Origin of the sequence: Caballeronia sp. AZ1_KS37, assembly GCF_023631165.1 — a bacterium.
Lineage (GTDB): Bacteria > Pseudomonadota > Gammaproteobacteria > Burkholderiales > Burkholderiaceae > Caballeronia > Caballeronia zhejiangensis.
In genome coordinates this window covers 20701-39942 of record NZ_JALQDP010000029.1, presented here as the reverse complement: position 1 = coordinate 39942, position 19242 = coordinate 20701, and the positions used below count along the sequence as shown (strand labels likewise).

The window sequence follows — 19242 nt, the reverse complement described above, 5'->3', positions numbered from 1 at the left end:
GGCACATGATGGCATCGATATTTAGTTCGGATTCCGTATGTTTGTCATGCGATGGAGCGGCGTGGCGCGCGTGCGGCGATCAGCAGAAGCGCCGCGAGCGATACGCCCAGCAGAATCAGCGAGAGCGCGGACGCCGGCAGATAGTAACCGCGATTCACCTGCCCGACGACGACGATCGGCACCGTCGCGAATCCGGGCGGATACACGGTGAGCGTCGCGCCAAGTTCGCCGAGCGAGAGCGCGAAACCGAGCGCGAGGCTCGCGCGGATCGCGGGCACGAGTTGCGGCAATACCACGCGCGCGAGCACCATGCGCGGCGGCGCGCCGAGACTCGCGGCGGCTTCGCGCAGCGTCGTGAGCTCGGGGCGCAGCGCCGCGGCGGCGCATCGATAACAGAACGGCAACACGAGCGCGAGTTGCACGAGCACGACGATTGCGGCCGATCCCGACAGATCGAGCGGACGCTTGTGATACGCGATCAACACGGCGAGCCCGAGGACGACGCTCGGCACGCCGCTGCCCATCATCGCGACGGCATCGACGAGTGCGCCGAGACCGCGCCGGTCGCGTCCTTCCAGCGCGAGCGCGAGCCAGAGTCCCAGCGCGGTGCCGAGAAACGCGACGCCCAGGCCGACTTCGAGACTCGTCGCGACCGCATCGAGATCGCTCGATGAAAGACGCGCGAACCAGCGCGTGGAAAAACCATCGGGCAGGATCGTGCCGGACCAGTGCGACGCGACGCTCGACAACGCGACGACGATCACCGGCAGCACGAAGAGCCAGAAGCACAGCAACGCGAAGAGGCCCGTGAACGCATGACGCAGGAGCGCGCGAGGTCTGAACGCAGCAGCGATGAGTTGCATGTCAGCGCTCTCCCGAACGGCGACTCGTTTGCCGATTCACGCGTCGATACAACGCATACAGCGATAGCGACATCAACAGCATCACGACCGAACCCGCGGCCGCGGTGGCCAGATCGAGGTCGACGGTCGCGGCGCTGTAGATCGCGATCGGCAAGGTGATCAGATGTGCGCTGCCGAGCACGAGCAGAATGCCGAACTCGTTCAACGTCAGCAGAAAGCAGAGGATCGTGCCTGCCGCGATGCCCGGCCACGCGAGCGGCAAGACGACTTTCGTCGCGACCATCCAGCCATCGGCGCCGAGGCTCTTTGCGGCTTCGACGAGCCGCATGTCGAGCGTCGCATACGATGCGAGCGTCGGACGCACGACGAACGGCGCATAGAACACGACCTCCGCGAGAATCACGCCGCCGATGCCGAAAAGGAAATCAAGCGGCGGCGCATCGAGCGAAAAGATCCGCTGCAGACCGATGCTCACCGAACCTTGCGAGCCGTATAGAAAGATCAGCGTGAACGCGACCAGAAACGACGGAAACGCGACGAACAATTCCAGAAAACGCGTGAGCAGGCGCGCGAGCGCGAACGGCCTGAAGAACAGCATCGATGCGAGCGCGACGCCGAGCAACGAAGCGATGCTCGCGCTCGCGAAGAGAATACCGAGCGTCGTGCCGATCATCCCGCGCGTTTCGGGGTTGCTGAAGAACGCGCTGTACGCGTGCAGCGAGAAACCGTGCGGCCCGGTCACACTCGACATGACGAGGCGCGCGAGCGGATACACCACGAGCGGCCCGAGCACGACGACGAGAATGAAGAGCAGATGCCACCGCGCCTTGCGCTCGCGGCGTTGCGCTTCTTTGGCGTGCGCTGCGAATTGCGCGGAGAGATAGGCGTCGCAGATGGCGCGTTCGTCGCGCGCGACGCTGTCAGCGACGAACAAGGACGACATCGTCAGCCTCGAAGCGAAGGGAAACGCGCGCGCCCTTGTCCGGCATGCGCGAATGGCCGCGCTGCGTCGTCACGAGCACGGGCTCGCCGGGCAACGCATCGAGCGCAACGGAAATGGAAAGCGCCGCGCCATACCATTCGACGGACGCGATCGTGCCATGCAGATGGCCTTCTCCCAACGGCGCGATCGCGAATCGTTCGGGACGAATGCACGCGAGACGTTCGCGCTCGTCGTGCCGCGCATCGCCGACGGGATACACCACGCGCGGCGGCAGCAAATTCGCGGCACCGAGATAGCGCGCGACGAACGCATCGTTGGGCGCGTCGTACAGCTCGCGCGGCGCACCGAGTTGCGCGATGCGGCCATCGCGCATCAGCAGCGTGCGGTCGGAGAGCACGAGCGCATCGTCCTGATCGTGCGTCACGCAGACGATCGTCAGATTCGGCAAGCGCTCATGCAACGCCTTCAGCTCGCTGCGCACCGAAGCGCGCAGATTCGCATCGAGCGCCGAGAGCGGCTCGTCGAGCAGCAGCACGTCCGGCTCGATGACGAGCGCGCGCGCCAGCGCCACGCGCTGCTGCATGCCGCCGGAAAGCTGCGCGGGCATGACGTGACCGGCATCGGAAAGCTGCACGAGCTTGAGCGCATCGGCGACGCGTCGCGCGATCTCGCCCGTCTTCAGCTTGCGTGCGCGCAAGCCGAACGCGACGTTGTCGAACACCGAGAAATGCGGGAACAGCGCATAGCTTTGGAACAGCAGCCCGAGATTGCGCTGATGCGGCGGCACGTGCGTGAGATCGCGGCCCGCGACGGCGAGCGTGCCCGCGAGCGCATCGGCCTTCACGAAGCCGGCGATGAAGCGCAGCAGCGTGGTCTTGCCGCATCCGCTCCGGCCGAGCACGGTGAGGAATTCGCCGCGTTCGATCCGAAGCGAGAGATCGTCGAGCACGGTACGCGTGCCGAAGCGCACCGTCAGACGATCGATGTGCACGCCCGGCGTTTGATCGACGCCGAACGCTTCCTTGGGGACGGCGCTCATCAGGACTTCGGCTTGACGACGTCGGTCTGCTTGCCGGTGTTGCCGATCACTTCGGTCTTCCAGCGCTCGGTCCAGCCCGCCTTCTTCTGCATGACTTCGTTCCAGTCGACGGGAATGAGCTTCACGCCGGAGATCGCCTGCTTGACGGCTTCGCCGTTCTTGCCGGCGAGCGGCACGTCGGTGCGGCCGGGGATGCCGTAGATATCGGGCACTTTCGACTGCACATCCGACGACATCAGATAGTCGATGAGCTTCTTGCCCGCCGCCTGATTCGGTCCGCTCTTGATGAGGCCGATTGCATACGGAAGCTGGAATGTGCTCGGCGCTTCGCCTGCCTTGTGCGACAGGAAGAGCGGCTTGATGGAGAGACCGCCGTTCGCGGCATCGTCGAGGTCCATTTGCAGGTCGCCGTTCGCGAATGCGATCTCGTTACGCGAGAGCAGCACGTCGAGATAGCCCGTGCCCTTCGTATGGAACTTCGCGTGTTGTTCGAGATCCTTCAGGTAATTGAAAGCCTGGTCTTCGCCCATCAGCGCGGACGTCAGGATGATGACGGCCATGCCGTCGCCTGCCGTGGCTGGATTCGAGTATGCGATCTTGCCGGAGTAGTTCGGATGCAAGAGATCGGCGAAGGTCTTGGGCGCGGTTTTCGTGACTTCGGGATTGATCGCGAACGAGAAATAGTTGTTCACGAAGGTGGCCCATGCGCCGTCTTTTTCCTTCGCGATGGCGGGCACGTTCTTGTAGTTCACGCTCTGATACGGCTGCAGCAGGCCGCCTTGTTGCGCTTGCTGGATGAACGGCGGCAGCGTGACGAGGACGTCTGCTTTCGGCGAATCCTTTTCGACGGTCGCGCGGTTCACCACTTCGCCGCTGCCCGCCGTGACGATGTTGACCTTCACGCCTTCCTTCTTTTCGAATGCGGGGAGCACGTCCTTGTAGAGATTCTCGAGGCCATCGGCGGTGTAGAGGACGACGGCGTCGGCGGCGTGAGCGGGCATCGCGGCAAGCAGAGCAAACGCGGCGGCGAACGCCGGCAGCACAGTGCGCGCGAAGCGGGAATCGCGGGTCATGGTGGTCTCTCGTGTCGGGGATCGATGAAGGTCGGGGGCGACCTTCGACCCGGAATATTGCAGAGATGTGTGACATCGACGTGAAGGCGCCACGGGTCGCCACGTATTTGCATATTTCGCCAAGGGGCTTGTGGTTTGTTCTTTGGTGTCTGCTTTTTCGCCGGATCCCGTTTTCGTGTCGGTCTATTAGCACTGCCCCTGTGCGGGGCGGCAGTCACTTTCTTTGCTGCTGCAAAGAAAGTAACCAAAGAAAGCAGCTACTGATACGCCCGCGGTCACACGCAATTTGGGTAGTCCTCTCGTCACAGGCGGCACTCGCCTAAAGAGTGCCCTCAAACACCTAATCGGGCTTGGCTCGCGCACGGTCTGACGAGCCATTCCCTTTACCGCGCTGGTTCAGCACGAAATAGCTTCGGCACAGCGCTACGCGCTGCCGCCGGGTCCGCAAGGGAAACCGGCGAGCGGCGAGTGCCGTGAGATGGAGACGTTAGTAGAGAAGCACATGCATCCCCGATGGACCGGTCGGCCGCGAAGCGGGCCGGAGCTATTTGGTGCTGAACCCGTTTGTTGTGTGGTGCGATGACACAGACCGTGCGCGAGCCAAGCCCGATTAGGTGTTTGAGGGCACTCTTTAGGCAGCCCACGATCGACGAGAGGACTACCCAAATTGCGTGTGACCGCGGGCGTATCAGAAGCTGCTTTCTTTGCTTACTTTCTTTGCAGCAGCAAAGAAAGTAAGTGCCGCCCCGCACAGGGGCAACGCTAATAGACCACTAAGAAAACGGGATCCGGCGAAAAACCGGAGCCGACACGAAAACGAGACCCAGCGAAAGCGAACAACAAAAATCAAGCAACAACGACCTCAAGCCCCCGCGCGGCCAGCGCCCTTCGGACCCCCCGCTCAGGCAGAGCTTCACAAACCAGAAACCGAACCGCCTCGAACCCGGCGATCCTAACTGGCAAAACCAGGCCGAACTTCGAGCAATCAGCAACCACGACCGGGCACGCAGCAGACGCGATCATGCTCCCGCGCACCTCAGCGGCGAGCCGCGAATAACCCGTCAGATGCGCGTCATTCGTAATCCCCCCCGCCCCGACGAAAGCAAAATCCGCGTGATACTGCGCAAGCTGCTGAATGGTATCGAGCCCGAACGTCGCATCTTCGAGATCGGCGATCTCGCCACCCAGCAAAGTCACGCGATTGCCATTGCGCCGCGCCAGCAACATCGCGATACGCCAGTCGTTCGTATACACCGTCAACCGATGCCGCTGCCCCAACGCACGCGCCACCGCCTGCGTCGTGCTTCCCGAATCGATGACGAGCGACGCCCCGTCCGGCACGAACGCCGCCGCGCGCACGCCGATCGCATGTTTCGCCGCCGCGTTCTCGGCTTCGCGCACATCGACGTGCGGCTCGCGCCGGTCGACCGATAACGCGCCGCCATGCGTCGTCGTCACGAGCCCGCGTCCGGCGAGCGCGTTGAGATCGCGCCGCACCGTCTCGCGCGACACCGACAACGCACGCACGAGATCCGCCACCGCGAGCGCGCCATGCTTGTCCAATTCGGAGAGGATGTACTGGTGACGTTGTTCGGCGAGCATCGTTCGATGAAGAAAGGCAAGGCGGCGTGTGGAGTTTAGCGGCCCTATGTGGCATTTCTCTGGCAAGCGCGATTCGTCAAGCCACGACGCGCAATGAATTCTTTCCCCCGGGTACGCAATCGACAAGCACGCCTCCGCTAGACTTCGTGCCTTATGCACGAGCTTTGAACGAGGCAACACGATGTACAAGAAAGGCGTGGTGATCGAAATCCAGTTCCCTCCCGAACGTCTGAACGACGCGGCTGGCGATCCCTACTGGATCGACCTCACACTCGACGAGGCAAAGCGCTTGCATGCGCAACTATCGCGGCGTTTCGAGGGCGAAGCGCGCGCCAATCAGCCGCTCGATACGTTCACCATCGAATGACGCGCCGCGCCGAAGTGCACGGTTAGACAAGACGCGCGCAAGCGTTCCGGCCGATACTGCGGCATTTCGTTTCGCCGCTTGCCTCACATGGTCTCGATTCTCGCCGCACCCGTCTTCGTGTTTCTCTGGTCGACGGGTTTCATCGTCGCAAGGGCGATCACGCCCTACGTCGATCCGAATCTCTATTTGCTCGCGCGCTTCGGCGGCACGACGCTGCTGTTTCTCGCAATCGCCGTCGTCACGCGCGCGCCATGGCCGAAAGGCGGGGACATCGGCCGGCATCTGTTCGCCGGCGCGCTGCTGCAAGGCGTCTATCTCGGCGCGGGCTACTGGGCCGTCGCGCAAGGCATGGGCGCGGGCATCATGGCGCTGCTCGGCGCGCTGCAACCGCTTCTGACCGCCGCCGTCGCCGCGCGGCTCTTCGGTGAACGGCTCTCGCCGCGCGCATGGAGCGGGCTCGTGCTCGGCCTCTTCGGCGTCGCGCTCGTGCTCGCGCCGAAGATCGCGGCGAGCGGCGCGCCCGTCACGCACGCATCGTCCGGACACGCGCCGCAATGGCTCGTCGCGACGATCGCCGTGCTCGCCGTCGTCGCGATCACCGCGGGCACGCTGTATCAGAAGACTTCGCTCGCGCGCGCCGATATCCGCAGCGCCAGCGCGTTGCAGAACGCGGGCGCGACGATCGTCGCGCTCGTGCTCGTGATCGCGCTAGGCGAGCATCGCTTCATCGTCTCCACGACGACGTGGCTCGCGCTCGCGTGGGGCATCGTGATGCTCTCGGGCGTCGCGACGACGCTGCTCGTATGGATGGTCCGTCGCGGCGACGCATCGCGCGCGACCGCCCTGCTCTTTCTCGCGCCGCCGCTCGCCGCGCTCGAAAGCTATCTCGCATTCGGCGAGACGCTCGACGCGATGCAGCTCGCGGGCTTCGGCGTCGCGCTCGCGGGCGTGCTGCTCGCGCGCTCGAAATAGCACGCCCGGCACGCCTCAATCGACCGTGTCCGCGCCCGCCGGGATGTGCTCGCGCACCGCCTTGCCCGGACCCGGCGCCCACGCGGGCCGCGTCTTCCTTCCGGTATCGACGACGACGAGATAATGCCCCGCCCAGGGCGTCGTCTTGCGCGTGGCCTTCAGCACCCACATCGACTGGCCTTCGGATACGCGCGCCTCGTATTGCGCATCGAGAATGCCGTGATGATCGAAGAACGTGTTGAGCGTCGACGGAATCCGCACGCAGCCCTTCGAGTGCCGCATGCCGAGCAGCGGCTCCAGTTTCTCGGGATCGGTGGCGTGCATCTGAAAGCGCATCGGCGATTTGCCGCCGTGGCCCCAGCCGCGCTCGCCTTCGGCCCAGCCGAAATCGTAGATACGCATGTCGCGCGCGCCGTAGCCGCGAATCTTGAACTCGTTGAGCGTGCCCTCGGCGCGAAAGTCCATGTTGCCCGGCACATGCTGGAAGACGCCGAGCGGCGTGAGGAAGTGATCGTAACTGCCGGGACGCCCCGTCGATACCGGCGATGCGCCGATCATCGACCACGCATCGTCGGCCTTCGCGCGGAAATAGACGAAGATCGCCTGCACGTTCGCGCTGCGATCGACCATCACGACGAATTCGTTGACGAGGCCGCCGTGACCGTCTTCTTCCAGCGTACGTTGCAGCAGACGGCCGTAGCCCTGCTGATCCGCGACGGGCACATTGAGCCGCCGATCGACTTCCTTCGCGAAGGTCTGCCGCATCGCATACGCGCCGGCCGGCTGCATGCCGCTGCGCTGGGCGAGATTCGGCTCGGGTGTTTCCGGCGGCAAGGGCACTTCGGGCACGGCCGCTTCCGATGCCGCGCTCGCCGCCGATGCCGCGCTGGCTGCGCTCGCCGCCGATGCAGCCGATGCAGCCGATGCAGCCGACGCTTCCGGAGCCGGTTGCGCGGGCATCGGCACGGGCATGGCAGGAAGCGCGCGCTCGGGCGCGCTCGCGGCTTGCGGAATGCTTGCGCCCTGCGGCATCGGCGGCACCGGGATAGGGCGGGCGACGGGCGCGACGGGCAACGCCGTCACGCGTCCCTGCGCGACCGCTCCCGATGCGCCCGAGGCCGCCTGAGGCTGCGCGCGAGCCGCCGTCGAGATCGAAAGAAGCGCGCCCGCCGCCGCGCACACGAGAAACCTTGCGCCGATCGGCGTCTTGTTCGTCCTGCTCTTTCCTGCCTGATGCATTGATTTGATTGATCCGCTTTGCCATTCGCCAACGGACGATCCACCGGATCGCCCGGTTCGAGCGGCCCATGCGCGAGACTGCGCGCATCGACAAAAAAGCCGGCGCGCACGACGCGCCGGCTTCGCCGCCACTTGAGGTTCGTCAACGGAAGCGCAGCAAAGTTCGTTCCGACCGCACGCGCGACGATGCGCGGCGCAGCGGAAACATCAATGCAGACGGATGGAGGCGTCGCCGGACGCGGAAGCCCGGGCACGCAAAGGTTCGTCGTGAAAGCGCTGATGGCACAGCTTCTGGGCGATCGCCTCGCCGATGTAAGGCACATCGGTCGCGAGCCTGGCGGTCGCGTAGGCGTGAGCGGTGCCCGCGCCGTGAACTTCGATGTCGCTCGCATACTGCCCGAGTTCGTGCTCGAGAAATCGCCGCACGTCGCGCGCGGCGCAGCGTTGAGGAAGATTCCAGACGAGCAGGTTCATCGTCGTCACCTTCTTGCGCGTGCGAAAACAGGCCGCCGGCTCTGCCTCGCGATCATCCGCGCCGCGAGCGTACCGACAACGAAGAGGGACACATACGCGAGCATCATGGCGACTCCAGGATTAATTTCGAGATAGCTCCATACTAATCCCGTTAATGGCGCGTGTGATGCGACATTCCGCCTATTTCAATAGATGTTCTAAATCGGACGGATAAGCCGAACGCATCGTTACAGGCCCGTACAGGTCATGCTGGAAAGATTCGGATACCGATTCGGCCAGTCGCCCGCCATTGCGGTTTGCGCTTCTTTCAGCGTCATGTCGCCGGTGCAGACGCAGCGCTTCAGGTACACCGCGAGCCGTTCCTTTCGGCGCTGGCCCTCGCGCCCTTCCCAGCGGCGCAGATCGAGATTCGCGGGCGAGTTGGGCGAGCCGCCGAGCAGCACCGGCATACGATGATCGAGCGCGTATTCCGACGCGAACGACGGATCGATGCTGCGCTGCTTGAGCAGCCGCTCCTTCTGACGCATCTGGATTTCAAACGACGGCAGCACGCGGTCGACGTAACCCGGAATGCAGATCGTATCGACGATGGTCGCCTGCGTGACGCGCGCATCGAGCCATTCGGCGCGCTGGGCGCGCGGCGTGCCGGGCACGCATGCGAGCATCGCGCAGCAGCACGCGAGCGCCGCGCGCGCGGCCCGGCGGGCGCGGCGCGCGCCCGGTTTCGGTTCCTCGGTGAACCCGGTATCCCTTCGACTCATGCGTTTCGTGCGCCATCGATCGCGGCCTCGGTCCGCCGCTTGTTTTCAAGATGATCGGAGGTTCAATTAAAGCACACGAAACGCGCGCCGCACGCGAAGAGTTGCCCGCGATCCGCGAAGCCGCGTCACGTCGACGCGCCGGACGCCGGACAAACCGATGCCGACGCCGCGTCGAGCGCCGCATCGAGCGCCTCGGCCGCCGCGACGAACGCCGCGAACGATGCCGCGATGCGCGCATCGTCCTCGCCGTTGCGATCGTCGTCGACCGCCAGTTCGCAGTCGCGCTGCAACGTGACGCACGCGCGCATGAACGACGCCGCGCCGATCACCGCCGCCGCGCCCTTCATGCGATGGGCGATGTCGCGCAGCAAGGCGTGGTCGTTGTCGGCGAACGCGGCGTGCGCGTCGGCGAGATCGCTCGCGTTCGCGGATTTCAGCGTATCGACGAGCGTCCCGGCCTGCTCACCGAAACCGGCGAGCAACGCGGCATCCAGAACCGGCTCGCCGGATTCGCGCGTCGCCGATGCGACCGGCGCTGCAACCGGCACGCGGCCGTCGCGCGTCGCGGCGAGCAAGGCCTCGCGCAGCGCGTCGAGGCCGAGCGGCTTCACGAGGCACGCGTTCATGCCCGATGCGACCGCGCGCAATGCCGCCTCGGGCTGCGCGTTCGCTGTCAGGCCGATGATCGGCACGGCGCGCGTCGCCGGATGCTTCGCTTCGTCCTCGCGAATCGTGCGGGCCAGTTCCTCGCCGCTCATTTCGGGCATCGAGCAGTCGGTCAGAATCACGTCGACGGCGTGCGGCGCGGCGCGCCAGCGTGCGAGCGCGCTCTTGCCGTCTACGGCCAGTTGCGCGACGCCGCCGAGCAGCCGGATTTGTCCGTCGAGCACGATGCGGTTCGCCGGATGATCGTCGACGACGAGCACGCGCAAGCCCGCAAGCGATTCCGCCGATACGCCCGTCTCCACGGCCGGCGCATCGGCGGCGCACGCGACGGCATCCGCCTCGGGCAAATCGAGCCGCACGGTGAAGCGCGTGCCGCGCCCCGGCTCGCTCGCCAGCTCGATCGCGCCGCCCATCATCTCGACGAGCCGCTTGCTGATCGTGAGGCCGAGGCCGGTGCCACCGACGCTGCGCGCACGGCCATCGTGCGTCTGCACGAACGGCGTGAACAGCAGCGCCTGCTTCCCGGGCGCGATGCCGATGCCCGTATCGGACACCGCGAGCGTCACCGCGCGCCTGCCGTCCAGCGCCGGCGCGACGTCGTGTGCGAGCGTGACCGCGCCGGTATCGGTGAACTTGATCGCGTTCGAGAGCAGATTGCCGACGATTTGCCGCAAACGCTGACCATCGGCAAGAATCCAGACGGGACCGTCGCCGGAAAGCCGCTTCACGACGAGCGCGATGCCCTTAGCGCGGGCGGCCGGCTCGTAGATCGCCGCGACGCCCGCGATCCACGATTCGACCTCGAGCGGCGCGGGCGCGAGCACGAGGCGCTCCGCCTCGATCTTCGCGACGTCGAGCAGATCGTCGATCATGCCGAGCAGATCGCGCGCGGCGTGATGCGCGGTCGACAGCGCGCGCTCGGTCGCGGCGCGCTCGCCGGGCGCACGCAGCTCCATTTCCAGCAGGCCGAGCACGGCGTTCATCGGCGTGCGGATTTCGTGGCTCATCGTCGCGAGGAACGTCGATTTCGCGCGATTCGCCGTTTCCGCCTCTTCCTTCGCGGCGCGCATGGCGCGTTCGGCGGCGATCCGTCGCGCGATCTGCACGCGCAGCGTCAACGCCCAGCCCGCGAGCGCGAGCAAAAGCGCAATGCCGAGCAGCGCGCCCAGCTCGACTTGCGGACGGCGGCGCTCCCACATCATTTCGGGATGCTCGGCGAGCTTCCAGCGCGTGCGGATCGATTCGAGTTCCGGCGGCGGCAGGCTCGCGATCGCGCGATTCACGATGCCGAGCAGCACCGGCTCGCCCGCACTGACGATGAGTCCGTGCGGAATCGGCTTCGTCGACAGCACGCCGCTGATCGTGAGCGTGCCGCGAAACGGATTGCCCACGGCGTAATTGGCGAAAGGCAGATCGGCGACGGCCGCATCGGCGTCGCCGTTGGCCACGGCGCGAAACGGACCGTCGAACGGTTTCGAATCGACGATGCGCGCTTGCGGCGCATCCTCGCGCACGAAGTTCAGGATCGGCCAATCGTGCGGAATCGCGATGCGCTTGCCGGCGAGCGCGGCGGCGTCGCGCAAGGGCGGACGGCCCACGGCGGTCACGATCGCAAAAATGCTTTCGCCCGTCGGCGTGGTCGCCTCGCCGCCGGGCAACGGCGACAACGCGCCGAGACTGAACGGCACGATCGCGGACGCGCCGCTCTTCAGATCGGCGCGCAACTGCGCCATCGACGTGCGTATGCGCGGCTCGAAGCGCAAGCCGGTCACGCGCGCGATCGCGTCGAGGATATCGACGGCGATGCCCGCCGCGTTGCCGCGCTGATCGCGGAACATCAGCGGCGCGGCCTGCGCGAGCATCGAATAATGCACGACGGGATGCGCCGCGATCCACGCTGCTTCCTCGCGCGTGAGCGGGATCGGCGTGTTGCGCGTGATCGCGGACGCCGCCGGCTGCCAGCGCTCGTGCGTCACGAGCGCGAAGCTCGGCGGCAATGCGGCGAGCGCATCGTCGACGCGCTTGCGCAGCGCATCGGCGTCGGCGCGTCCGGGCGCGAACGCGAAACTGTAGCCGCCTTCGTCGAAGGTCGCGAAACCGGTGATCGTCAGGTTCGGCAAATCGAAATGATCGATCGTGTACGAGGCCACGGTCATGTCGCCGACGAAGGCGTCCGCGTCGCCGAGCGACACCGCGAGCAGCGCGCCGGTCAGATCGGGATAAGCGACGGGTTCGAGCGATGGATACGCCGCGCGCAGACGCGCCGGCGACGTCTGCGCGGCCACGTAAGCAAGCCGATGCGTCGGCGGATGGGAATGGAGCGGCTCGACGTAGATCAGCTTCGTCGGCAGATACGGGCGGCTGAACGCGAGCGGTTCGCCGGCGTCTTCGCCTGTCGCGCCCGTCGCCATGTCGATGTCGCCGAGCCTGAGCGCCGCGATCATCGCCGGCCTGTCGGGAAAGAAGCGCCAGTCCGGATCGATTCCGAGCGCACTCGCGACGGCGTTCGCAAAATCGGCCGAGATGCCGCGCGGCAAGCCCGGCCGCGCCGAACAATGATTCACCGAATCGGCCATGTCGAGCGGCGGCGCCATGCCCGGCACCGCGCCGATCACGATGGACTCCTTCGCATGCGCAAACCCGCACGCGATGCAGACCACACACGCGAGAACAGCGCACGCGCCCCGCCCGGCGCCGGCGCGATGCTGCGCTAGATTGAACACGTCACGCCCCGATGGACCCGAGTGCGGCTAGTGTCTCAAAAACACCCGGGCGCGTATATCGACGGCGTGACGCATGAAGCCGCGCTTCGTTGCGCGGCGCGAAACGCGCGTCAGGCGGGCACCGACTCCGCCTTTTGCGCGCGCGACCACACGCGATGCTTGCTCATCGCTTCGATGAAGCTCTTCAGCACGGCATTCGCGTCGCTGCCCACGGCGACGCCTTCCTCGCCGCCCGGCAGATGCGCGGCCGCGAGCAGGTCCTCGCCGTCGCCGATCGCGCCGATGGCCTTCAGATGCTTGAACGCTTCGAGCACGAAGTGACGCGCGTCGCCGGATTCCGACAGCGTCTTCGCGCTGTCCTTGCCGCCCGCGACGATCACGCCGTCGAACATGATCGACGGCATGCCGAGGATGGTCGCATCGGCCTCGATGCCTTGCGCGGGCGAGCCGAGCGTCGGCGAGATGACCTTTGCGTGCGCGCCCTCGGCTTTCAGCGCGTCCTGTACGGCCTTGATGCTCGCGGCATCGGCGCCGGGCGCGGCGAGAATGGCGACTTTGCGCGTCTTGATCGACGGCTTCGTTTTCGCGACGATCGACAGCGCCGGCGATTCCGTCACCGAAGACTTGCCGAGCTCGTCGGCATCCGCGTTCTTCTTCGGCGCGGGCAAGCCGAGATTCTCGGCGACGCGCGCGGCGAGCGTCTCATCGATGTTCGCGAGAATGCCGAGCTGGCGCTCGCGGATGTGCTTGCGCTCGACCTTCGACAACTCGAACGAATACGCGCCGACGATGTGATCCTTTTCCGGATCGGTCATGCTGTTCCAGAAGAGCGTGGCTTGCGAATAATGGTCCTTGAACGACGGGCTGCGCACGCGGATCTTCGAGCCTTCGACGCGCTCCGTGTAGCTTTCGAAGCCGCCGCCCGATGCGGCGGGCGGGGTTTCCTTCGGCCATCCGCCGTCGATGGAATTCGGCTCGTAGGACGCCTGTCCCTTGTCGATCGTCTGGCGATGCATCGCGTCGCGCTGGCCGTTGGCGAGTGGCGCGAGCGGCCGGTTGATCGGAATTTCGTGGAAGTTCGGGCCGCCGAGACGGCTGATCTGCGTGTCGGTGTAGGAGAACAGACGCCCTTGCAGCAGCGGATCGTTGGTGAAATCGATGCCCGGCACGATGTGCCCGGGGCAGAACGCGACCTGCTCGGTTTCGGCGAAGAAGTTATCGGGATTGCGATTCAGCGTGAGCTTGCCGATCATCTTGAGCGGCACGAGCTCTTCGGGAATGATCTTGGTCGGATCGAGCAGATCGAAGTCGAACTTGTGTTCATCCTCTTCTTCGACGATCTGCACGCCGAGTTCCCATTCGGGATAGTCGCCGTTGTCGATCGCTTCCCAGAGATCCCGCCGATGGAAGTCCGAATCCTTGCCCGCGAGTTTCTGCGCTTCGTCCCAGAGCAACGATGCGGAGCCGATCGTCGGCCGCCAGTGGAACTTGACGAAGCGTCCTTTGCCTTGCGCGTTGATGAAGCGGAAGGTGTGGATGCCGAAGCCTTCCATCGTGCGCAGGCTGCGGGGAATCGCGCGATCGGACATGGTCCAGAGCACCATGTGCGCCGATTCGGGCACGAGCGAGACGAAGTCCCAGAAGGTGTCGTGCGCGGATGCGCCTTGCGGCATTTCGTTGTGCGGCTCGGGTTTGACCGCGTGGACGAAGTCGGGGAACTTGATCGCGTCCTGAATGAAGAATACCGGCATGTTGTTGCCGACGAGATCGAAATTGCCTTCTTCGGTGTAGAACTTGACGGCGAAGCCGCGCACGTCGCGAACGGTATCGGCTGAGCCGCGCGAGCCTTGCACGGTCGAGAAGCGCACGTAGACGGGCGTTTCCTTCGACGGGTCTTGCAGGAAGGCGGCCTTCGTCAGTTCGGCCTGCGATTCGTACACCTTGAAGACGCCGTGAGCGGCCGAGCCTCGGGCGTGGACGATGCGTTCCGGAATGCGCTCGTGGTCGAAGTGCGTGATTTTTTCACGCATGATGAAGTCTTCGAGCAACGAAGGGCCGCGTTCGCCGGCGCGCAGGGTGTTCTGGTTATCGGCGATCTTGACGCCCTGGTTTGTCGTCAGGGCCTGGTTGGTCGCGTCGGAGCGGAACGTTTCGAGGGATTCGACTTTTTTGTTGGTGTTGCTCTGCGAGGGGGTGCGGGCTACGCCGCCTTCGGGCGGTTGCTTCTCCATTGCCATTTTTTTGCGGACTCCGGGGTTTGGGTGAGGACTTGCGGTCCTCCACAGCAATTGATGTTCCCGGGCGGGGGTGCTTTTCGCCGTGGTTGTTTTCGCCGGATCCTGTTTTCTTTGTGGTCTATTAGCATTGCCCCTGTGCGGGGCGGCACTCACTTTCTTTGCTGTAGTCGCCGGATCCCGTTTTCTTAGCGGTCTATTAGCACTGCCCCTGTGCGGGGCGGCACTCACTTTCTTTGCTGCTGCAAAGAAAGTAAGCAAAGAAAGCAGCTTTTCAGGCCCGCGGTCACACGCAATTTGGGTAGTCCTCTCGTCCAAGATGGCACTCGCCTAAAGAGTGCCCTCAAACACCTAATCGGGCTTGGCTCGCGCACGGTCCGCCGCCCGAAAACGTTGAGCGCGCTGGTGCAGCACGAAAGAGCTTCGGCACAGCGCTACGCGCTGCCGCCGGGTCTGCAAAGGAAGCCATCGGTTTGCGCGCGCAGTGCGATAAAGATGTTAGTAGCGAAGCACGCGCCGACCCGATAGACCGGTCGGCCGCGCAGCGGGCTGGAGCTATTTGGTGCTGAGCCAGTTTGTTGTGTGGTGCGATGTGGCAGACCGTGCGCGAGCCAAGCCCGATGGGGCCTATGAGGGCACTCTTTAGGCAGCCCACGATGGACGAGAGGACTACCCAAATTGCGTGTGACCGCGGGCGTATCGGAAGCTGCTTTCTTTGCTTACTTTCTTTGCAGCAGCAAAGAAAGTAAGTGCCGCCCCGCACAGGGGCAGTGCTAATAGACCACTAAGAATACGGGATCCGGCGAAAAACCGGAGCCGACACGAATACGGGATCCGGCGAAAAACCGGAGCCGACACGAATACGGGATCCGGCGACAACAAAACAAAAACCCCCGAACCCCACCGCCTCGCGGTAAAAGCAAACCATCACCCCACCGGCGACAACGCCCCCAACTTATCCGCCGTAGTCTTCTGCAACGTAATGATCCGGCTCATAGCCGCATGATTCGTGGTCGCTTCGTCGTACATCTTCGCGAGATCCGCCTTGAGCTGCGTCCTCGATCCGCCATCGAGATAGACCATGTGTCCGGAAGGATAAAACGTCGCCGAAAGATTCTGCCGCACCGTCTTGTCGATCAGCGGCATCTGCTGCAAGTCGATGATCGTCTGATAGAACGGCGTCACGAAGTCGTACATCCCGTTGGCGGCCAGCACCTTCAGATCGACGTTCAGCGCCATCACCGCGGCGAGATCGCCCGCCGTGTAGAGAATGATGTTGCCCTTCGAATCCAGGCCCTTCTGTTCGCCCGTCGGGTCCGTATGCTTGAAGTCCCAGTTGAGGAACGCCTGATCGTTCAGGTCCGTGAACGACGACGTCGACGTGAACTTCAACTGCTCGTTCAGATAGCTGTTCCACATCGTCGTGTAGACGCCGCTCACCGCGGTCATCGTCGGATCGTTGCCGCCCGAATTCGGATCGATCTTGCCCGCGATGCCCGTCGATATCGCCGTCACGCGACCATCGTAGGAGCCGAGCGATTCGCCCTTCGACTTCAAGAGCGTCGTGAGAAAAAGCGAATTCCCCCGGCTGTCGTAAGCCGCGATATCGAGACTCCACGCCAGCAACGTCGCGCGGTCGATGCCCGTGTATTCGGAGAGCTTCTCGACCACTTCATCGTCCGTCTGCGGAAATTTGCGCAGCGCGTTCAGATAATCCGTGCGCGAGAACTCCGCGACTTCCTCCACGAACGTCAGCAAGTTGGTCGGCGTCGGATGCACGCCGAGTTTCTTGTGATACCACGCGTCGGCGGCGGCGGTCGGCAACGCGCCGACAGGATTGCCCGCCTGCGCGTAATCGAGAATCGACGATTGCAGCGTGACGCCGTTCAAATCGATGCCGTCCTCATGCAGCTTGTACGCGAGCACGCAACTGCGCGCCGTGCCGTACGACTCGCCGAACAGAAACTTCGGCGAATTCCAGCGATTGTTCTTCGTCAGATAACGCTTGATGAACTGCGCGATCGACCCCGCATCCTGATCGACGCCCCAGAAATCGCGATTCTTGTTCGGCGCGATCGCCGCCGAATAGCCCGTGCCGACCGGATTGATGAAGATGAGATCGCTGCGGTCGAGCAGGCTGTCCGGGTTGTCTTCCATCTGATACGGCGCGGGCGGCGTGAAGCCCGGCATCGCCGTCTTGATGCGGCGCGGCGCGAACGAGCCGAGCAACACGAACACCGACGACGACCCCGGCCCGCCGTTATAGAAGAAGGTCAGCGGACGCGCCTCTTCCTTCGCGCCGTCTTTCGTGAACGCGACGTAGAACATCTTCGCGCTCGGCTTCGAACTGCTCGGATCGACCGTGACGAGATGGCCGACCGTCGCCGTATAAGCGATCTTCGCGCCGCCGATCGTCACGCTGTGATGCGTGATCGCCGCGTTCTCGTCGGCCTCGGTCGCCGCGATGGCGTCGTCGGGACCGTTGCCGTACGCGACCGGATCGAAATACGGCTGATCCTTCTTCGCCGTCGTGGTCTTCTTCGGCGCTTTCTTCGCGGCGGCGGTCAAGGCCGGCTCTTCCGCGTTCGCAGGTTTGTCGCTCGCTGCCAGTGGATCGGAGTTCATCGTGATCGCTCCAGAATCGTCGTCGTGGTTGTTGTTCACTGTCTTACGCCTTGCTCAAAGACTTCGCGGGTTTCAACGCGGCCGCGATCTTCGCGCCGTCGGGACTGCCCATGCCGGTGCACGCGTCCCAGCCGGCCGCCGCGGAAAAACTTCCGTTGTTGCCTTCCGTGATGTCGCGAAACGCCGTCTTCGCCGTGTAGAGCTTCGGATTGACGAAGCCCGATGGCGAACCGTTGATCGCGTTGATGCGCGCGATCAGCGCAGCCCACAACGGCGCGACCGCGCTCGTGCCGCCGACGACCGTATCCTCGCCGTCGATCAGCACCTCATAGCCGGTCAGCGGCGATGCGTCGCCCGCAACGTCCGGCACGCCGCGCTTCGCGAGCACCGTTGGCTTGCCGTTACGCATCACCGACAAACCCTTCTGCCACGCCGGCAGCGCGAACACGCCGGACACGCCGCCGCCGCCCGAGCCGCCCTGATCGCCGTCGTTCCAGACGACTTCCTTCGCGATGCCCGTCGCCGACGCCTTCAGGCTCGTGCCGCCGCAGCCGAGCACATACGGGCTCGACGCCGGAAAGTCGACGTGATCCGCGCCGTCGCCCGCGCCATCGGACGAGCCGCTGTCGCCCGATGCCGCGCACACCGTCACGCCGAGCGCGGCCGCGCTTTGCAGCACGTCGTTGAACGCGCCGATCGATTGCGACGACCAGTTCGCCTCCGGCCCGCCCCAACTGATGGATATGACCGAAGGCTTGTTGGTGGAATCGTGCAGCGCGCGATTGACGGCATCGACGAAACCGGCGTCGCTGTTCGGCGCGAAGTACACGGCGATGCGCGCGCCCGGTGCCACCGCGCCCGCGACCTCGATATCGAGCGTCACCTCGCCGTCCGGGCCGTTCGGATTGCCCGTGGGCGCGTTCTTGCCGCCATCGACGCCGACCGACACGACTTGCGGCGACTTCACGCCGAGCTTCGAGAAGTACGCGGAAAGATCGGCATCGCGATAGCCGCCGCCCAGCTCGATGATGGCGATGCATTGGCCCGCGCCGTCGCCATCGGGGAAATCGTAGAGACGCGCGAGATCGACCGGCGTGAACGACGCGCTCGCCGCGCCGCGCGCCGGCTTGAACGGCGGACGGAAACGAAAGTGCGGACGCGCCTGCGGCTTGCTGTCGAGGCCGAGAACGGCGGTGACGGCGTCGTGCACTTCGTCGGGCACCTTCACCGGCCCCGAGCGTCCGCGATATTCGCCGATGTTGTGATGTTGAAAGCGTTCGAGCTTGACGTCGAAAGCCTTCTGGAATTGTTCGATGGTCCCTTTCAGCACGACGCTGCGCGTTTCGGTTTCCGCGCGCACGACCGTCAGGCCGTACTGCTGCGCGAACGCCTTCACTTTGGCGATGTCGTCGTCCGAGGCGGTGAAACGTTTGTCGAATTCCTCGCGCGATACGGCTTGCGCGGGCGCTTCGCCAGAATCGATGCGCGCCATCATCTGCTTGAAGCCCGCCTCGTCCTTGCGCCGCAGCATCACGATGACTTCGATCTGTTCGGACGGATCGCAGTCGCCGATGCATTGCGCGCCTTCGGGATGAATCTTGTCGCTGCCGCTGACCGGTTGCTTCGTCATGGTATCGATGCTCCTCGTTGGCCATGAAAAT

General features: G+C 64.7%; 14 protein-coding genes. 2 read left to right on the top strand and 12 right to left on the bottom strand.

What is annotated here, in order from left to right; all coding sequences use genetic code 11:
• Window positions 1-44 precede the first annotated feature (44 nt).
• The 5 genes from phnV to NCS00_RS15665 form a co-directional block, all read right to left on the bottom strand.
• Complete coding sequence (gene phnV / locus NCS00_RS15685) at window positions 45-863, bottom strand: 2-aminoethylphosphonate ABC transport system, membrane component PhnV (RefSeq protein WP_175979137.1); 819 nt, start codon at window positions 861-863, stop codon at window positions 45-47.
• A 1-nt stretch (window position 864) separates the two neighbouring features.
• A complete protein-coding gene (locus tag NCS00_RS15680; protein WP_250440461.1) occupies window positions 865-1806 on the bottom strand; it encodes a 2-aminoethylphosphonate ABC transporter permease subunit in 942 nt (313 codons plus the stop codon).
• Window positions 1784-2845 carry a 2-aminoethylphosphonate ABC transport system ATP-binding subunit PhnT gene (phnT, locus tag NCS00_RS15675; RefSeq protein WP_250440460.1) on the bottom strand — a complete coding sequence of 354 codons (1062 nt, stop codon included), beginning with the start codon at window positions 2843-2845 and terminating at the stop codon, window positions 1784-1786. Before phnT ends, NCS00_RS15680 begins: the two co-directional genes overlap by 23 nt.
• The gene (phnS, locus tag NCS00_RS15670) at window positions 2845-3918 is read right to left on the bottom strand and encodes a 2-aminoethylphosphonate ABC transporter substrate-binding protein (protein WP_250435564.1); all 1074 of its coding nucleotides are present in this window, start codon (window positions 3916-3918) and stop codon (window positions 2845-2847) included. The genes phnT and phnS overlap by 1 nt, the downstream gene beginning before the upstream one ends.
• An 846-nt stretch (window positions 3919-4764) precedes the next feature.
• Window positions 4765-5520 carry a DeoR/GlpR family DNA-binding transcription regulator gene (locus NCS00_RS15665; RefSeq protein WP_250440509.1) on the bottom strand — a complete coding sequence of 252 codons (756 nt, stop codon included), beginning with the start codon at window positions 5518-5520 and terminating at the stop codon, window positions 4765-4767.
• Window positions 5521-5701: 181 nt separating this feature from the next.
• Between NCS00_RS15665 and NCS00_RS15660 the strand changes: the two genes are divergently transcribed.
• Window positions 5702-5887 carry a hypothetical protein gene (locus tag NCS00_RS15660; protein ID WP_008353795.1) on the top strand — a complete coding sequence of 62 codons (186 nt, stop codon included), beginning with the start codon at window positions 5702-5704 and terminating at the stop codon, window positions 5885-5887.
• Window positions 5888-5974: 87 nt separating this feature from the next.
• Window positions 5975-6859: a DMT family transporter gene (locus NCS00_RS15655; protein ID WP_175979134.1), complete on the top strand. Its 885-nt coding sequence runs from the start codon at window positions 5975-5977 to the stop codon at window positions 6857-6859.
• Between the two features lie 15 nt (window positions 6860-6874).
• Here NCS00_RS15655 and NCS00_RS15650 read toward each other — a convergent pair whose 3' ends face one another.
• The 7 genes from NCS00_RS15650 to NCS00_RS15620 all read right to left on the bottom strand — a co-directional run bounded on the left by NCS00_RS15650 (window position 6875) and on the right by NCS00_RS15620 (window position 19211).
• Window positions 6875-8098, bottom strand: a complete 1224-nt coding sequence (locus NCS00_RS15650; RefSeq protein WP_250440459.1) for a hypothetical protein — start codon at window positions 8096-8098, stop codon at window positions 6875-6877.
• A 207-nt stretch (window positions 8099-8305) separates the two neighbouring features.
• Entirely contained in the window at window positions 8306-8572 is a 267-nt protein-coding gene (locus NCS00_RS15645) for a hypothetical protein (RefSeq protein WP_008353799.1), read from the bottom strand.
• Window positions 8573-8799: 227 nt separating this feature from the next.
• Entirely contained in the window at window positions 8800-9333 is a 534-nt protein-coding gene (locus tag NCS00_RS15640; protein WP_008353800.1) for a hypothetical protein, read from the bottom strand.
• Between the two features lie 125 nt (window positions 9334-9458).
• Window positions 9459-12614, bottom strand: a complete 3156-nt coding sequence (locus NCS00_RS15635; RefSeq protein ID WP_250440458.1) for an ATP-binding protein — start codon at window positions 12612-12614, stop codon at window positions 9459-9461.
• Between the two features lie 218 nt (window positions 12615-12832).
• Window positions 12833-14953, bottom strand: a complete 2121-nt coding sequence (katE, locus tag NCS00_RS15630; RefSeq protein WP_241484931.1) for a catalase HPII — start codon at window positions 14951-14953, stop codon at window positions 12833-12835.
• Window positions 14954-15883: 930 nt separating this feature from the next.
• Window positions 15884-17581, bottom strand: coding sequence for a S10 family peptidase (locus NCS00_RS15625; protein WP_175979130.1), 1698 nt, complete (start codon window positions 17579-17581; stop codon window positions 15884-15886).
• Between the two features lie 43 nt (window positions 17582-17624).
• On the bottom strand, window positions 17625-19211 hold the full coding sequence (locus NCS00_RS15620) for a S53 family peptidase (RefSeq protein WP_250440457.1): 1587 nt from the start codon (window positions 19209-19211) through the stop codon (window positions 17625-17627).
• Between the last annotated feature and the right edge of the window lie 31 nt (window positions 19212-19242).

Bases quoted from the DNA above. Each gene is read 5' to 3' on its own strand.
- NCS00_RS15655 (WP_175979134.1), top strand. From the start codon at position 5,975: ATGGTCTCGATTCTCGCCGCACCCGTCTTCGTGTTTCTCTGGTCGACG.
- phnT (WP_250440460.1), bottom strand. From the start codon at position 2,845: ATGAGCGCCGTCCCCAAGGAAGCGTTCGGCGTCGATCAAACGCCGGGC.
- NCS00_RS15620 (WP_250440457.1), bottom strand. From the start codon at position 19,211: ATGACGAAGCAACCGGTCAGCGGCAGCGACAAGATTCATCCCGAAGGC.
- NCS00_RS15660 (WP_008353795.1), top strand. From the start codon at position 5,702: ATGTACAAGAAAGGCGTGGTGATCGAAATCCAGTTCCCTCCCGAACGT.
- NCS00_RS15650 (WP_250440459.1), bottom strand. From the start codon at position 8,098: ATGCATCAGGCAGGAAAGAGCAGGACGAACAAGACGCCGATCGGCGCA.
- phnV (WP_175979137.1), bottom strand. From the start codon at position 863: ATGCAACTCATCGCTGCTGCGTTCAGACCTCGCGCGCTCCTGCGTCAT.
- katE (WP_241484931.1), bottom strand. From the start codon at position 14,953: ATGGAGAAGCAACCGCCCGAAGGCGGCGTAGCCCGCACCCCCTCGCAG.
- NCS00_RS15680 (WP_250440461.1), bottom strand. From the start codon at position 1,806: ATGTCGTCCTTGTTCGTCGCTGACAGCGTCGCGCGCGACGAACGCGCC.
- NCS00_RS15640 (WP_008353800.1), bottom strand. From the start codon at position 9,333: ATGAGTCGAAGGGATACCGGGTTCACCGAGGAACCGAAACCGGGCGCG.
- NCS00_RS15665 (WP_250440509.1), bottom strand. From the start codon at position 5,520: ATGCTCGCCGAACAACGTCACCAGTACATCCTCTCCGAATTGGACAAG.
- phnS (WP_250435564.1), bottom strand. From the start codon at position 3,918: ATGACCCGCGATTCCCGCTTCGCGCGCACTGTGCTGCCGGCGTTCGCC.
- NCS00_RS15625 (WP_175979130.1), bottom strand. From the start codon at position 17,581: ATGAACTCCGATCCACTGGCAGCGAGCGACAAACCTGCGAACGCGGAA.
- NCS00_RS15645 (WP_008353799.1), bottom strand. From the start codon at position 8,572: ATGAACCTGCTCGTCTGGAATCTTCCTCAACGCTGCGCCGCGCGCGAC.